Here is a 15291-nt window from a genome sequence, read left to right on the forward strand (position 1 = left end):
TTCAGCAGCGAGTCCACAATTAGAAAATACTGTCCCCCGTTAGTTTTCTGGATGAATAGTTGGCCAGGAACAGCAGTCCCAGCGCCACGATCGAGCGGACGAACAGGACGGCGGTGGAGAATGAGTGGCGACCGGACACCAGACCCATGTTGTAGATATACAGGTCCAGACTTTCGGCCATCCGCATGTTCATGTTGTTCTTGAGCATGAAGATCTGCTCGAAGTTGCTGCCGAGGATGCCGCTGACCGCCAGGATGAACAGGATGGCGATCGTCGGCCGGATGCTCTGGACGGTGATATGCCACATCCGCTGCCAGCGTCCCGCGCCGTCGAGCTCTGCGGCCTCATACAGTGACGGGTCGATGCCGGCGATCGCCGCGATATAGATGATGGCGCTCCAGCCCGCCTCCTTGAGCGTGTCGGAGAAGTAGACGATCCACCAGAAGTACTTGGGGTCGCTATTGTACAGGATCTCGCGGTCCTGCAGGCCCAGCGCCATCATCAGCTGGTTCATCACGCCGCCTTCGCCCAGCCAGTTGAGCATGATGCCGCCGAAGATCGTCCAGGCGATGAAGTGCGGCAGGTACGAGATCGTCTGCACGGTCCGCATGAAGCGGAGACTGCGGATCTCATTGAGCAGCAGGGCGAACAGGATCGGGATGGGGAAGCCAAGCACCAGCTTGATCGCGCTCATGCCCAGCGTATTGCGGATGGATCGCCAGAACCGCTCATCGCTCAGGAAGTCCTGGAAGTGCTTCAGGCCCACGAAGGGCGACTCCAGCATGGGCCTGGCGATGCTGTAGTCCATAAAGGCGATGATCAGCCAGAACATCGGGATATAGCAGAAGATCACCATCCAGACGATGCCGGGGATGACCATGCTCTGCAGCTGCCATTGCCTTAGTAACGCTTTCAATTGCTCGGTTCGGATCGAAAACATATGCGGGTCCCCCTTCCTTTTCATCGTATGAAAATAGACCTGGGAAAAAAAGGCCGTCGTTTTTGACCCTATCCCATTTTTTTAGATTGGATTGACCTGCTGTGCAGATGCAGTATGCTGGGGTACATGAAGGGAGTGTGCAGAGGATGAACCGACTGATCTGGAAGCAAGAATTTACAAAAGCCGAGGCAGACCTGAGCGCCTGGAATATCCGCCAGGGCAACGATCTCCTGGACAACGAAGGCCGCCCGATCCACCCCGGCTGGGGCAACGGCGAGCTGCAGTACTACACGGAACACGCAAGCAATCTGTATCTCGACGAACAAGGCTTGAACCTGTGCGCGCGGCGCGAGGATCTCACGGAGACCGACGGCCGGCAGTTCGCCTATACCTCGGCTCGTCTGGACACCAAGAATCATATGGCTTATTGCTACGGCAGACTGGTCGTCCGTGCCAAGCTGCCTGTCGGTCAGGGACTATGGCCGGCGATCTGGCTGCTGCCCCAGGATCAGGTGTACGGTTCGTGGCCAGCCTCGGGCGAGATCGATATCATGGAAGCCAAGGGCCGCTTGCCCCGCCAGGTATCCGGCACGCTGCACTACGGCAGGGACTTCGATCACAAGGTCACCCATGAGAGCACGTATCAGTTGGAGGACGGCGATATCAGCCAGTTCCGCGATTATGCACTCGAGTGGGAGCCGGGCGCCATGCGCTGGCTCGTCGATGGGCACTGCTATGCGGAGCGCAAGCTGGAAGCGGGCACGATGCCCTTTGACCAGAAATTCTACCTGGTGCTGAACCTGGCGGTCGGCGGCTGGTATGACCGGGTCGAGGTAGATGTAGCGGCGCTGCCGGCAACGATGACGGTAGCGGGGATCTGGTTGTATCAGTAAGAGAAGAGCGGCGCCCGGGATTGTCCCGTGGCGCCGCTTGTGTCGGTATCGCATCAAGCTGTGGTGTTCTTGCCCCGGTCTGCCCCGTCCTCGTGCTCTCTTGGCATGAGCATGATGAAGGAAGCATGTGAAACCTCGTCCAGCCTCTCCTTCAAAGCTGCCAGCACGCAAGAATATTGATTGGAAAATATGGGAAAGGTAAGGCTGACCAATCATGAGGAGGTAGATCGCTAATGCAGGACAATCGAGATCAGCACGCTTCTGGCAAGCAAACGACTGAACGGCAGACATTAACGACCAGGCAGGGGCATCCCGTGCCTGACAACCAGAACATCCGAACCGTTGGCAACCGTGGCCCGGCTACGCTGGAGAACTATCATTTCATCGAGAAAATCTCCCACTTCGACCGGGAAGAGGTGCCCGAGCGGGTGGTGCATGCCAGAGGGGCAGGCGCGTTCGGTTACTTCGAGACGTACGGCAAAGTCGGAGACGAGCCCGTGGAGAAATACACCCGTGCCAAAGTGTTCTCCGGGGCAGGTAAGAAGACGCCGCTGATGGTTCGCTTCTCCACGGTTGCGGGGGCCAAGGACTCCCCGGAGACCGCCCGCGATCCGCGAGGCTTCGCGGTGAAGATGTACACCGAGGAAGGCAATTGGGATCTGGTGGGCAACAATCTGAAGATCTTCTTCATCCGCGACGCCATGAAATTCCCGGACATGATCCATGCGTTCAAGGTCGATCCTGCCTCCAATGTGGCAAGTCCGGAGCGGATGTTCGACTTCGTCTCCCGTACGCCGGAGGCGACCCATATGATCACCTTCCTGTTCTCGCCCTGGGGCATCCCGGCCACTTACCGGCATATGCAGGGATCGGGAGTCAATACCTACAAGTGGGTCAATGACAAGGGTGAAGCGGTGCTGGTGAAGTATCACTGGGAACCGAAGCAGGGGATCCGCAATCTGACGCAGGACGAGGCGGACGCGATCCAGGCCAAGAACGTTAGCCACGCAACCCAGGATCTGTACGAGGCGATCGAAGCGGGAGATTATCCGGAGTGGGAGCTGTTCGTCCAGCTCATGTCGGATGAGTATCATGAGGAGCTTGATTTTGACCCGCTGGATGATACCAAGCTGTGGCCGGAGGACCAGTTCCCGTGGCTGCCGGTGGGACGGATGGTGCTTGACCGCAATCCGGTTGATTATCACGCGGAGATCGAGCAAGCGGCTTTTGGCACAGGCGTACTCGTGGATGGAATGGATTTCTCAGATGACAAAATGCTGCAAGGCCGCACCTTCTCGTATTCGGATACTCAGCGCTACCGGGTCGGTGCCAACTACCTGAAGCTGCCGGTCAATGCGCCCAAAGCGCCGGTCCACACGAATCAGCACCGGGGCCAGATGGACTTCCGCGATCCGGCGGAAGCCGGGGCCAACCCGCACATCAACTACGAGCCGTCGATGCTCGGCGGCCTGCAGGAGGCGGATCGTTCGGAGCGGCCGCCGCACCGCCCGATGTACAACGCGGCAGCCATGAGCGAGCCGATCGACCGGCCCAACAATTATGGTCAAGCCGGGCATACCTACCGCAGCTTTGAAGAATGGGAGCGCGAGGAGCTGATCGGCAATCTCTCCGCCGCGTTGGCCGTATGCGCTGCGCCGATCCAGGAGGCGATGATCGCGCATTTCACTGGAGCCGACGAGGACTATGGGCGCCGGGTGAGAGAAGGCATCGATCGGAAGATGGCCGAAATCCGGGGGATGCAGTCAGAGAACCTGGTTCCGGGAAGGGAAGCGGGACAATCGAAATTCGGCATCAGCACCTTGGCCGCTAACCAGGCTGCGGACGAGGCCGTCCGTAAGGGACATGAGGCGGATCCGTATTAAACGTGAATATGGTGGGATTTCCCCAGCGGCTTCAACCACCTGCGGTGGCTGTAGCCGCTGGGGATTTTCCTTTTCTCACTATGGTAACCGGGGCAGCGCTAATCTTCGGCAAACGAGCCATAGTCTGTAATATTTACTTCATAGGTGAAGTTAATCTTCGAACGGCTGAACACCTCGTCCCAATCGTTTTTTACCTTCTTCCACTCCGCCGGATGTTGGATGGCCAGCCGGTCCCCGAAGCCGGCGACATCGGCTTTGTAGGTTTTCTGAAGCTTGTGGATGAAGGTCTGCATCATCTGGTCGATGCGATCTTCGACCACCTGAGTGGTCTCCTCCATGCCGAGCGGGAAGTCCTCGCCGGGGGTGTTCTGCCAGATCTCGATGATGCGTCCTTCGGTGGCGACCTTTACATTGAAGGACAGGGCACCGCCGCTGACATCGGCGGAGATTTTGCTCTTCATTTCCTTGATCTCATAGGTTATCACACCTTTGTCGGGGACGTATTCCTTGATGACGCCGGCGCTCCCTTCATTTTTGAGCCAGGCCAGACACTGCGTGTCCGTCTGGTCCAGGGTCCCGATCCAATGGCCGGTGTTCCCTTTGATAATCCCTGCCCCCGAAAATTCAACCTCGTCTTCTACCGAAGCAATGTTCTGCAGGGCAAAGCTTTTTTTGGTGTAAATAAGAGAGTCTAGATTGTTCAACGTTACCGGAGCCAGCACCTTGCTGGTCCGCGTGCGGTTTCGGAGCATGCCCATGATATGAAAGGACGGTACATTGTTGGTTTTTCTGGACATGAGCGTATGTTTGGCCGGTCCCTGGCTGACGAACACCATCGTGCTGGGGCGGATGTCATTATCGCGCAGCAAGAAATCCGTCACATTCTCGATCGCCTGCTCCTTGAGCAGCTCTGCCGAGATGACGATGACCTTGAGATGGTGTCCGATGATCGGCTGGTCCAGCCGGATGGTGAATTGGCGGAAGATCTCCAGAATCGAGTCGCCGGTCCCCGAGATGTTGGTGTAAGGCATCTGGGGAGGGCCTTGCTTTTCGGATGTGTTGCCGACCGTCCGGATCGGTACGATCTGTAAGGTGGCCGTGATTTTCTTGGTCTTGGGGTACTTCGCCCCTCTAGCCTCCATCTCCCGCTCCGTCTTGTCCTCCATCTCCTTGTCGAGCGCCAGTCCGGCGTACAGCGCCAGATCTTCGATCTCCTGGCTGCTCCAGCATCCGGACAAGAGGATCGGCAGCAGCATACAGACCGCAAGCATCCGTCCGAGGCTAGCCATGACGCTTCTCTCCTCTCGCGCGGAAGTGCTGGATGATCAGCAGCGGGACCGTCAGCAGGACGAATAGTCCTACGCTCCAGTAACCGATGATATCCCCCAGCGTGAACAGCTCCTTCAGATTGCTGGCCACCATCGAGCTCAGGAATATAATCGGAACGAGCGCGAAGATGACTGGCTGGAACGATAGCTGGAACAACTGCGAGATGCCGAGCGAGGCCTGGAAGAAAAAGCTGCAGAAGTTGCAGAACATCTGCATGAGCCAGACGACCATGAGCGGAAACTCCAGACGTTCCACGAAAAAGCCTGTGATCTCAAAGCTGCGGACCAGATCAAGGGTCGGCCAGGTGCTCGTGATCACTGCATTGACCGACATGCCGCCGATGACGACAAGGACGGCGAGCAGATAAAGGCCGATCGGGATAGAGATGCCGATCAGCATCGTCTTGACGGCTTGGCGGGGATGCTGCATATAGCCGACTAGCGTGAGTACGACTTCGCTGCCTGCGTAGATCAGGATCGAAGCCTTCAAGCCTTGCCAGACCGGCAACAGACCATCGCCCAACACCGGCCGCAGGTTATCGATATCAAACATCCGCAGGCTGACGCCGAAGGAGACCAGCAGCACCAGCACTGTAACCGGAAAGACGATCTGATAGACCCGGGCGATCGCCTGGATGCCGCCGCTTACCAGATATGTGCCGGCCCAGACAAACGGCAGTGCGACCGCCCAGATCGGCGTGCCCTCGAGCAGGAAGAAAAGTGTCACCTCAGCCAGTACGAATCTCGAAGCCGGCGATGGTGATGAAGAAGGCGACCAGCAGCAGACTCAACACCGCCGCAGGCAATCTGCCGACGATACGGCGGGCGAACTGGAAGACGGTGAGCCCGGGGTAGTGCTGGCAGAGCTTGGTCATTAGCCATACGACCGGCAGGATAAGCATGCCGCTGAGCAAGATGGCCACCCAGGCATCCGGCGTTTCCATCGCTTGACTGACGCTGCGCGGCATCGTCAGGATGCCGGCGCCAAGTACTGTATTGGTGAGAAAGACGATGGCTTGGGAGTTCGAAAGCTTGTCGTCGGTACGGGTAAACACGAGCAGCCCTCCTGGTTACGATTGGCGTCTATCGTCTTGTGTCTTCATCATCGCCGGTCTCCGCTTCATCATCGACAGCGGCGCGCGGATCAGCAGATCCTTCCAGTCCCGCAGCCGCAAGGGTGTGGCCGGTGTCAGGTAGGGTACGCCGAAGCTCTTGAGCTTGCTCAGATGGCTGCATAGGAGCAGGAAGAACAGGATCGTGCCGAAGATGCCCAGCATCGCCGCGAACAGCATGCCGGCAAACCGCAGCATCCTTAAGGTGATCCCGGCGCTGTAGGACGGGATGGAGAACGACGAGATCGCCGTCACGGCGACGACGATGACCAGGAACGGACTGACGATGCCGGCTTGCACCGCAGCATCACCGATGATCAGGCCGCCCACGATGCCCATCGCCGGACCGATCGGCTTGGGCAGCCGGATGCCGGCCTCACGCAGAATCTCGATCGACACTTCGAGGATCAGCACCTCGATCAGAGAGGGGAACGGTACGCCGTGCCTGGTCTCAATGATCGTAATGGCGAGTTCTGTCGGGATCAGTCCAGGATGGAATGAAATAAAGGAGACATAGAAGGCTGGCGCCATCAGCGCAAGAAACGCAGCGCCGAAGCGCATGATGCGCAGCAGCGAGCTGGGCAGCCAGCGCTCGTAGTAGTCCTCCGGCGATTGCAGCAGCATGCTGAAGGTGACCGGCGCGATCAGGACAAAAGGCGTGCCGTCCAGCAGAATCGCTACGCGACCTTCGAGCAGGGCGTTGATGACGCGATCGGGGCGCTCCGTGTTCTGGAGCTGCTGGAACGGACTGAGCGCTTGATCCTCGATTAACTGCTCCACAAAGCCGGATTCGGCGACGAATTCCGTATCCATGCGGCTCACCCGGGTCTCCACCTCCCGCAGCAGATCGGGATTGACGATGTCCTTGATGTAAGCCAGCACCAGGTCTTTCTTCAGCCGGGTGCCTACGCGATAGCTCTTCATCTCGAGTTGATCGCTGAAGCCTTGTCGCCGCAGAAGCGAGGTGTTCTCGCTCAGTACCTCGGAGAAGCCGATCCGGGGACCGCGCAGCAGCGCCTCGGAGACCGGCTCGGCGACCGCACGGTTGACTCCGTCGGGCTGCTCGATCAGCAGTCCGCGGGGTAGCCCGTCGATGAGCAGAGCGGTGTGTCCGAACAGCATCGACCGGATGAAGCTGTCCATGCCGGGCGCCGCGCACAAGCTGCTGAAGGGCAGCGGCGGGTCGCCGCTGCCGATACTGGTGAGCAGCTCTGACGTCGCTTCGAACATCAGGTGCTCCAGAGTCTGCATATTCAGGAGCCGATCGTTCTGCATGCCATTGATATAGAACAGCGTGCCTCTCGTCCCTGCTCGTTCCATGGCGAAGCTGCGGATGCACACATCGCTATTGTTGCCCACCTTAGCCTTAATGTAGTTCAGGTCCGCCTCATAATTGCCGGTGAAAGGGGGGCCGTTCGCGGACTCCTCGGCAGATGTGCCGGCGGGTCGGCCGCGGTCCGGTGCCGGACGCGCCCGCAGGGCGTTGGTTACCGCCTTGTAGGCACGATGGGCGAGAACGGGCAGCAGGAATGCTACGGCAGCCCAGGCCCAGATGTCCCAGTCCGGGATATGCTCGATGATGGCGGACACGGCGTCTAACCCCTTCCTGTATACACTCTCTAGTAAGCTAAAGGTTTCCATAATATCCGGAATCTTATGCATCCAGACAACAGCGGTTAGTTTTCATTGACAATTTCACACGGGGCCGATATAATTTTCACATACTTGATGATGATAATCATTATCATACATAGTGGATGGTCTTCCTAAAAGATTGGTGAAAAAGTGCCAGAGAGGTGTGGATCGATTCTGGAGAAGCGGAAGCGTTCGCCTTTGTTCCCGGAATTCAACCTCTATCCTAGGTTCTTTTTCACCACGCTTCTAATGCCTGATCCATTCTAATCTTAAGACAAGAAAGGGTATGAACATGAAATTCCAATCCAGCAAATCGTTCAAAATGCTCCTGATGCTTATTGCCATTATGCTCGTCCTGGCTGCTTGCGGCGGTCAATCGAATGAGCCGGCACCCGCCGACCCGCCTGCCGAGAACGAGACCAATACAAATGCCAACGGTAACGCCGCCAACGACACAACCGGCGCTGCAGGCGCCGACAATGCCGAATATCCGATCGAAATCGAACATGCGCTTGGCAAGGCTACGCTTGAGAGCAAGCCGGAGCGCATCGTAACCATCCAATGGGCAAACCATGACGTCGTGCTCGCGCTGGGCATCGTCCCTGTAGGCTTCTCTGCTGCCAACTTCGGCGTTCAAGATGACAGCGGACTGCTGCCTTGGACGAAGGAGAAGCTGGATGAGCTGGGCGTAACGGAGCCCAACGTGTTCATGGATACCGACGGTCTCGACTTTGAAGCCATCAATGATGCCAAGCCTGACGTCATCCTGGCTGCCTACTCCGGCATTACTGCAGAGGACTACGAGACACTGTCCCAGATCGCTCCTGTAGTCGCCTATCCGGTATCTCCGTGGACCACGACATGGCGCGAACAGATTGAGCTGAACGCGGCGGGGATGGGAATGGCTGAAGAAGGCGATCAGTTGATCAAGGATACCGAAGCCATGATCCAGGAGAAGCTTGCCGACTATCCGCAGCTGGCAGGCAAAAGTCGTCTGGGCAAACTTCAGCGATCAAGATCTGTCCAAAATGCATATTTATACACCGGTTGACTCCCGGGTTGCTTTCCTAGAAGAGCTCGGCCTGACATATCCCGACAGTATTACGGCGCAGATTACCGATCCGACAGCGTATTCCTTGAGCCTGAGTGCTGAGAATGCCGAGAATCTCTCTGATGTCGATCTGATCGTCGGCTACGGCACTGCTGCCCTGTATGAGACGCTCAAAGCCGATCCGCTGCTGGGTAAAATCCCTGCCATCGAGAAAGGCGCGGTTGCTTTCATCGACAGCGATTCGCCGCTGGTAGCCGCAGGAACACCGAACCCGCTGTCCATTGCCTACACCATCGATGAGTATCTGCAGATGCTCGGTGAAGCCATCGACAAAGGACATGAATAATCGGACGGTTCCGCCATACGCGGTACCCCGGACATATCCGCTCGTTATAGCCATCTGTCTGCTCCTCCTTGCAGGATGCGTCGTCGCCTCGCTTACGCTGGGCTCGCGGCTCATCAGCATGCAGGAGCTGATGGACGGCTTGTTCCGTCCAGAGGTAGACACGTACGGGGCCAATATCGTCCGGAAGCGGATCTCGCGAACCGTCTTCAGTCTGTTGTGCGGCGCGGCGCTAGGCGTATCCGGCTCGCTCATGCAGTCGGTCACGCGCAACCCGCTTGCCGATCCCAGTATTCTGGGCGTGAACACGGGCGCTGCGTTGTTTGTTGTGCTCGGCATGGCGTTTTTCCAGATCAGTACAGCCGGGCAATATATCTGGGCAGCGATGGCAGGTGCCGCGCTGACAGCCGTATTCGTATTCGGGATCGGATCGATGGGCCGTGGCGGAGCCACGCCCATTAAGCTCGTTCTGGCAGGGGCTGCCACAAGCGCCGCGCTGTCATCCTTGGTAACAGCCGTGCTGATCCCCCGCTCGCATGTGATGGACCAATTCAGATTCTGGCAGGTAGGGAGCGTAGGCTCCGGCAGCTGGGGCACGATCGGCACATTCCTGCCCTTCCTGCTCGGCGGCCTGCTCCTTGCGTTCATCGTATCGCCTGCGCTCAATGCGCTCGCGCTGGGTGACGACACGGCCAGGGGACTTGGCGTGCGCACCAAGACGCTGCGGCTGGTCGCGTCCCTGGCAGGCGTCCTGCTCTGCGGAGCGGCGACCGCGCTGGCCGGGCCGATCGGCTTCATCGGCCTGCTCGCGACCCATGCCGTCCGCCTGCTGCTCGGCCCGGATCTGCGGGTGGTCATCCCGATGTCTGCGCTGGCAGGCGCCATCATCCTGACGATATCGGATGTCGCCGGCCGGCTGATCGGCAGTCCCGGCGAGCTGGAGGTCGGCGTCGTCACGGCCTTTATCGGCGCTCCGATCCTTATCCTGTTAGCTATCAAATCGAAAGTGCGCTCATTATGAAAAATAAAACGATTGCTCTAATCAAAGAAGGAAGACGGCAGCGCCGCCGCCGCTGGCTCCTGGCTACCGGACTGCTCGCCGCTCTGGCGATTGCACTGGCCTGTGCGATGCTCTTGCTTGGGAATACCATCTACCCGGTTCAGGTCGTCTGGCGTGTGCTGACCGGCGAGACCGTGGAAGGGGCAACATTTGCCATCCATACGGTACGCTTGCCGAGGATGCTCGCCGGTCTGCTTGCGGGATTTGCATTCGGCGTGGCCGGATATACGTTCCAGACGATGCTGCGCAACCCGCTTGCCAACCCCAATGTGATGGGGATCACGTCCGGCTCCAGTGCGGCCGCCGTCTTCTGCATCACGGTGCTGCAGGCAGACAATGCCGTCATCTCTCTGACTTCAGTATTGGCAGGGCTGGCTACCGTCATGGTCATCTATCTGCTCTCGCGGGGGAAGACCTTCTCGATCGGCCGGCTCATCATCGTCGGCATCGGCATCCAGGCGATGCTCGACGCCTTCATCTCATACCTGCTGCTATCGACCTCGCAGCAGAATATCCCTGCTGCGATCCGTTGGCTGGCGGGCAGTCTCAACGGCTCCAAGCTGTCGGAGCTGCCGCCGCTCATCCTGGCCGTCCTGATCCTCACACCCGTCCTGGTCGTGATGGGCAAGCGCCTCAGCCTGCTGGAGCTGGGCGAGCAGATGTCTTCCTCGCTCGGCGTGCGTACGGATATGACGCGGATCATCCTGATCCTGAGCGCGGTGGCGATGATTGCGATCGCTACCTCGATCACGGGACCCATCGCCTTCGTCTCATTCCTGGCCGGCCCGATCGCCAAGCGGATGGTCGGTGCCAGCTTGTCGGGGATTCTGCCGGCAGGTCTGGTCGGCGTCGTCCTCGTGCTGGGGGCTGACCTGATCGGCCAATTCGCTTTTACCTACAAGTTTCCGGTAGGGGTCGTCACGGGATTGCTGGGTGCGCCGTACCTGATCCTCTTGCTTGTCCGAATGAATCGAAAAGGAGAATTGTGATGAAACCTGCACATCAATTTTGCGCCGATAGGCTGGTCTCGGGCTACGAGGGCAAGACGATCATCCATGGTGTAGATCTTGCCATTCCGAGCAATCAGATCAGTGTCTTGATCGGCTCCAATGGCTGCGGCAAATCCACTCTCCTCAAGACGTTGGCCAAGCTGATCAAGCCCGCATCCGGCAGCATCACCCTCGATGGCAAGCCTATCGGCAAGTTCCCGCCCAAACAGCTGGCGCGGACCGTAGGCCTGCTGCCCCAGTCGCCGATTGTGCCGGAGGGCATCACAGTGGCCGACCTGATCGGCAGAGGGCGGTTTCCCCACCAGTCCATGCTGGGTGGATGGAGCAAGCGGGACTATGAAGCCGTCGGCGAGGCGATGGACCTGATGCGGATTACCGAATTCGCCAATATCCCGATGGATGAGCTGTCCGGCGGTCAGCGCCAGCGGGTGTGGATTGCCATGGCGCTCGCGCAGGAGACCGATATCCTGTTCCTGGACGAACCGACGACCTTTCTGGATATCGCGTATCAGGTCGAGATCCTCGATCTGCTGACCGATATCAACCGCAAGCAGGGCACGACCATCGTCATGGTGCTGCACGACATCAACCTGTCGGCCCGCTATGCCGACTATATCTACGCGCTTCAGGAGGGCAAGCTTGTCGCCGAGGGCCCGCCGCGGCAGGTGATTACGAGTCAGCTGATCCAGGATGTATTTGACCTGGAATGCACGGTTATCGATGATCCGGTCTCCGGCTCGCCGTGCGTCATCCCGATTGGGCGGTATCATAAGGTATAGTTTCTGAAGTTGAGAAAAACAAGTTAGAGTTGAAAAAGCCCCTCCCCTATTGTCATATTAGGGAGCGGGCTTTTTATAAATCGATGCTAGCTCGATTTAAGGATTATTCTGTGGGAACCAGCCGCAATTTCAGCACGCGTGATCTCACGGTTGGGTTCGAAATTTCGAGTAGCCGGTCATCTGCGACCATGGTTTTGTATGATTTTTCGTATACGAAATCACTTAGTGTCTGCGGAAGGAATCATACGAAGAAGGTCTGAGCATCCCATGCAGCTCCCACAGAGAGCAGAGCAACTATAGCGGCTGCTTTCACGTCTATTATGTTGACAAAGTAAAATTGTGGGAGGACAGGTATGAAAAAGGGTGCACTCCTTGCGCTGATGTTTCTAATGATGATAAGCAGCTTGCTGCTCATCCAGCCGCCATCCGCTTATGCCTGCAGCTGCGCGAACTCCGAGCCTGACGAGGCGTTCGAAAGAGCGGACACGGTATTTAGCGGCACCGTACTGCGGACGAAAGCAGAGTACAAGCGGGAGGGCCGGACGGCGACGTTCGGATACCGGGACGCCAATCTGTTGGAGGTTCAGGAGGCATGGAAAGGTGTGGAGCAGTCCCAGCTCCTGGTCTATGATCCGGGGCACGAGTCGTCATGCGGCATGAATTTCGAGGAAGGCCAAACCTATCTCGTCTATGCTTATGATGTCAAGGGAGAGTTGCACACGAGCTACTGCAGCCGCACCATAGAGCTATCCCGGGCCGGGGAAGATCTGAGCTACCTGGGGGCCGGTCATACTACACTTGAGAAGGTCAACCTCAAAGGCAAGATGCGGTGGGTCATCGGCAGAGAGCTTGACCGGCTGGTGTTCGGCGGCGGCGCGCTGGTCGTCATCGGGGGGGTGGCCGCGCTGTATCTTTTGAGGAGACTTGTGAGGAGGAAGCGGTAGCCCCGTTCAGGGATGCCTGGAAATAGTGCGGCCCAGGGAAGAGAGAGTATCACTCATCCTTTGGGCCGTCTTTACGTTGATGCAAGGGTGCTAAGTTATTCTTCTCTGTAAAGCACCATGCCCGCGTGGTACAGCACACCGTCCCGGAAATCGCCGTCGGCCGTGAATCCGGTATCGTCCACATATTCGATATGGTCGCCTTCGATCGTATAGCTGCCCTGATAGGCGCTCTTGCGGTCGCCGCGGGCTTCATCGTAGCGCCCGTTCGGCAGCAGCTCATGACGGATGTAGCCGTCCTCCGTCACCCACATCCCGACATAGGGATGTGGCGCTGTCTCGTTACTGTGGTTCATGTCAGCAGCTCCTTCCACATGATTGCTTGGAGATTGCGTCTGCTGACAAGCCTGCAGCGTCCAAGGGCCAGTGATCAGGACAATCAGTGTGTATGCGATGACTTTGACCATCGACTCGTCACCTCCTGTAGATTATTCTTTAGTGACAGTATGAACCAATACGGTTGCGGGACGGTAGCCGAATGATGCATAATTCTTGCCTAATCGTCCTAAACATTTCCGTTATTTCTCAAGTTGTTGCGGTTAAATTTCAAGGCATCCTCCGTGTGAAAGGGGCTATAATGACAGTATCAACAGGAACGCAAGACAGAGAAAGGAGCGTTAGCATTGTGAAAACCTTGTTCATCCTGATGGATTCTGTGAACCGTCACTATCTCTCGTGCTACGGTAAGGAAGGGATCCACACGCCCAACCTTGATCGGCTGGCAGCCAAAGGAATCGTCTTCGACCAGCATTACAGCGGCTCTCTGCCCTGCATGCCGGCACGGCGCGAGATCATGACGGGACGCCTCAACTTCCTGGAGTCCCGCTGGAGCCCGCTGCAGCCTTTCGACGAAGCGTACCCCGAGGAGCTGCGCAGGCAGGCGGGCGTATACAGCCATCTGATCACGGATCATTACCATTACTTCGAAGCGCAGGGCGGCAACTATCATACGCCGTTCAACACCTGGGAGTTCCTACGCGGCCAGGAGGGCGATCCGTGGCACCCCGGCGTGGGGGAACCGGAGATCCCGGCGTTTCGCGGCAAGAGCAAGCGGCAGGACTGGGTCAACCGGGCCAGTATGGATCCCGAGCGCGAGGAGGACTATCCGACGCCGCGATGCTTCGAGCGGGCGATCCGGTTTCTCGAGCGCAATCGCGACGAGGACAATTGGCACTTGCAGCTGGAAGTGTTCGATCCGCATGAACCGTTCATGTGTCCGACCAAGTACCGCGAGCTGTACAGTGACACCTGGGATGACCGTTACCACTTCGACTGGCCGCCATATGCGCCTGTGGATGGTGCCGTGGATGATGAAGCGGCGATCCGGCATATCCGGGCGTGCTATGCCGGGACGCTCACCATGGCGGACGTCTGGCTGGGCAAGCTGCTGGATACGATGGATGCGCTCGACTTGTGGCGGGATACAGCGGTCATCCTGACTACCGATCACGGGCATCTGCTCGGCGAGCACGGCTACTGGGCCAAAAACTACATGTTCGATTACCGGGAGCTCGTCCATATCCCGCTGATCGCTTATGTGCCGGGCGCACCCATGAACGGGAAGCGGGCGAGCGGGCTGACCTCGACAATCGATCTCATGCCGACGCTGCTGGAGCTGCACGGGGCTGCGCCTTCGCAGCAGGTGCACGGCCGTTCATTCGGCGCCCTGTTCGCCGGCGATGTGCCGCATCACGATGCGGTGCTGTATGGCTACTTTGGCAAGGATATCAGCCTGACGGACGGCCGCTATACGTACTGCCGCCAGCCGCTCCCCGGGAGCATGGCCTACCATCACACGGCCACGCCGCCGCGGACGGGCTCGTCGGATTATGGGACATGGGAGGTGGGCCGCTTCCTGCCGCAGACGGCGATGCCGGTCTACCGGATTCCGAGTCCTTCGCAGCCGCATCACGACGCAGCCCTTGAGCCGTTGCTGTACGATCTTGCGGCCGATCCGGACCAGCGCTCGCCGATTGACGACGCTGCGCTGCATGCGCAATATGAAGCCAAGCTGCTGGAGCTGATGCGGCGGTATGAAGCGCCGGACTGGCAATACGCCAGGGTTGGTCTGGCGGAGGCGTAGAGTTGAAGCCGCCGCGAAGGCGATCACCGATGGCCGACGGGCGATGGTTGGGAGCAGCGCGTGAGGGAGCGTGGGAGCGAGCGACGATGTGATTGAGTGATTGAGTGATTGAGTGATGACGTGAGTGCGGCAACCGCGTGACGAAATGAATGCGAAATTTCATATTCATTCGC

Annotated in this window: 11 protein-coding genes and 2 pseudogenes; 8 read left to right on the top strand and 5 right to left on the bottom strand. The window is 58.3% G+C overall.

Features of this window, described 5'->3' with window-relative positions; all coding sequences use genetic code 11:
* Nucleotides 1-19: 19 nt before the first annotated feature.
* Nucleotides 20-940: an ABC transporter permease gene (locus tag ABC336_RS15665; RefSeq protein ID WP_413239516.1), complete on the bottom strand. Its 921-nt coding sequence runs from the start codon at nt 938-940 to the stop codon at nt 20-22.
* Between the two features lie 146 nt (nt 941-1086).
* Here ABC336_RS15665 and ABC336_RS15670 point away from each other — a divergent pair, with 146 nt between their 5' ends.
* Together ABC336_RS15670 and ABC336_RS15675 are read left to right on the top strand one after the other, a co-directional pair.
* On the top strand, nt 1087-1833 hold the full coding sequence (locus ABC336_RS15670) for a glycoside hydrolase family 16 protein (protein ID WP_413239517.1): 747 nt from the start codon (nt 1087-1089) through the stop codon (nt 1831-1833).
* Nucleotides 1834-2066: 233 nt separating this feature from the next.
* Nucleotides 2067-3716, top strand: coding sequence for a catalase (locus tag ABC336_RS15675; RefSeq protein ID WP_413239518.1), 1650 nt, complete (start codon nt 2067-2069; stop codon nt 3714-3716).
* A 98-nt stretch (nt 3717-3814) separates the two neighbouring features.
* On the opposite strand, the gene ABC336_RS15680 is transcribed toward ABC336_RS15675, so the two are convergent.
* The 3 genes and pseudogenes from ABC336_RS15680 to ABC336_RS15690 all read right to left on the bottom strand — a co-directional run bounded on the left by ABC336_RS15680 (nt 3815) and on the right by ABC336_RS15690 (nt 7797).
* Nucleotides 3815-5005: a Ger(x)C family spore germination protein gene (locus ABC336_RS15680; protein WP_413239519.1), complete on the bottom strand. Its 1191-nt coding sequence runs from the start codon at nt 5003-5005 to the stop codon at nt 3815-3817.
* Nucleotides 4998-6099 (bottom strand): annotated as a pseudogene (locus tag ABC336_RS15685) (GerAB/ArcD/ProY family transporter). The gene ABC336_RS15680 and the pseudogene ABC336_RS15685 overlap by 8 nt, the downstream one beginning before the upstream one ends.
* Before the next feature lie 15 nt (nt 6100-6114).
* Nucleotides 6115-7797, bottom strand: a complete 1683-nt coding sequence (locus ABC336_RS15690) for a spore germination protein (RefSeq protein WP_413239520.1) — start codon at nt 7795-7797, stop codon at nt 6115-6117.
* 286 nt (nt 7798-8083) lie between these two features.
* Here ABC336_RS15690 and ABC336_RS15695 point away from each other — a divergent pair.
* The 5 genes and pseudogenes from ABC336_RS15695 to ABC336_RS15715 all read left to right on the top strand — a co-directional run bounded on the left by ABC336_RS15695 (nt 8084) and on the right by ABC336_RS15715 (nt 12978).
* A pseudogene (locus ABC336_RS15695) lies at nt 8084-9188 on the top strand (iron-siderophore ABC transporter substrate-binding protein).
* A complete protein-coding gene (locus tag ABC336_RS15700) occupies nt 9181-10206 on the top strand; it encodes a FecCD family ABC transporter permease (RefSeq protein WP_413242532.1) in 1026 nt (341 codons plus the stop codon). Before ABC336_RS15695 ends, ABC336_RS15700 begins: the two are co-directional and overlap by 8 nt.
* Nucleotides 10203-11234 (top strand): FecCD family ABC transporter permease, encoded by a 1032-nt coding sequence (locus tag ABC336_RS15705; protein ID WP_413239521.1) that lies wholly within the window; start codon nt 10203-10205, stop codon nt 11232-11234. Before ABC336_RS15700 ends, ABC336_RS15705 begins: the two co-directional genes overlap by 4 nt.
* Nucleotides 11234-12034: an ABC transporter ATP-binding protein gene (locus tag ABC336_RS15710; protein ID WP_413239522.1), complete on the top strand. Its 801-nt coding sequence runs from the start codon at nt 11234-11236 to the stop codon at nt 12032-12034. Before ABC336_RS15705 ends, ABC336_RS15710 begins: the two co-directional genes overlap by 1 nt.
* Nucleotides 12035-12387: 353 nt before the next feature.
* On the top strand, nt 12388-12978 hold the full coding sequence (locus tag ABC336_RS15715) for a hypothetical protein (RefSeq protein ID WP_413239523.1): 591 nt from the start codon (nt 12388-12390) through the stop codon (nt 12976-12978).
* Between the two features lie 95 nt (nt 12979-13073).
* Here the strand turns inward: ABC336_RS15715 and ABC336_RS15720 are convergent, their stop codons facing one another.
* On the bottom strand, nt 13074-13331 hold the full coding sequence (locus tag ABC336_RS15720; RefSeq protein WP_413242533.1) for an Atu4866 domain-containing protein: 258 nt from the start codon (nt 13329-13331) through the stop codon (nt 13074-13076).
* A gap of 329 nt (nt 13332-13660) precedes the next feature.
* Here ABC336_RS15720 and ABC336_RS15725 point away from each other — a divergent pair, with 329 nt between their 5' ends.
* Entirely contained in the window at nt 13661-15118 is a 1458-nt protein-coding gene (locus ABC336_RS15725) for a sulfatase (protein WP_413239524.1), read from the top strand.
* Nucleotides 15119-15291 lie beyond the last annotated feature (173 nt).

Origin of the sequence: Paenibacillus jepli (genome assembly GCF_047238105.1) — a bacterium.
Taxonomy (GTDB): Bacteria; Bacillota; Bacilli; order Paenibacillales; family Paenibacillaceae; genus Paenibacillus_D.

Bases quoted from the DNA above. Each gene is read 5' to 3' on its own strand.
- ABC336_RS15665 (WP_413239516.1), bottom strand. From the start codon at position 940: ATGTTTTCGATCCGAACCGAGCAATTGAAAGCGTTACTAAGGCAATGG.
- ABC336_RS15670 (WP_413239517.1), top strand. From the start codon at position 1,087: ATGAACCGACTGATCTGGAAGCAAGAATTTACAAAAGCCGAGGCAGAC.
- ABC336_RS15675 (WP_413239518.1), top strand. From the start codon at position 2,067: ATGCAGGACAATCGAGATCAGCACGCTTCTGGCAAGCAAACGACTGAA.
- ABC336_RS15680 (WP_413239519.1), bottom strand. From the start codon at position 5,005: ATGGCTAGCCTCGGACGGATGCTTGCGGTCTGTATGCTGCTGCCGATC.
- ABC336_RS15690 (WP_413239520.1), bottom strand. From the start codon at position 7,797: ATGGAAACCTTTAGCTTACTAGAGAGTGTATACAGGAAGGGGTTAGAC.
- ABC336_RS15700 (WP_413242532.1), top strand. From the start codon at position 9,181: ATGAATAATCGGACGGTTCCGCCATACGCGGTACCCCGGACATATCCG.
- ABC336_RS15705 (WP_413239521.1), top strand. From the start codon at position 10,203: ATGAAAAATAAAACGATTGCTCTAATCAAAGAAGGAAGACGGCAGCGC.
- ABC336_RS15710 (WP_413239522.1), top strand. From the start codon at position 11,234: ATGAAACCTGCACATCAATTTTGCGCCGATAGGCTGGTCTCGGGCTAC.
- ABC336_RS15715 (WP_413239523.1), top strand. From the start codon at position 12,388: ATGAAAAAGGGTGCACTCCTTGCGCTGATGTTTCTAATGATGATAAGC.
- ABC336_RS15720 (WP_413242533.1), bottom strand. From the start codon at position 13,331: ATGAACCACAGTAACGAGACAGCGCCACATCCCTATGTCGGGATGTGG.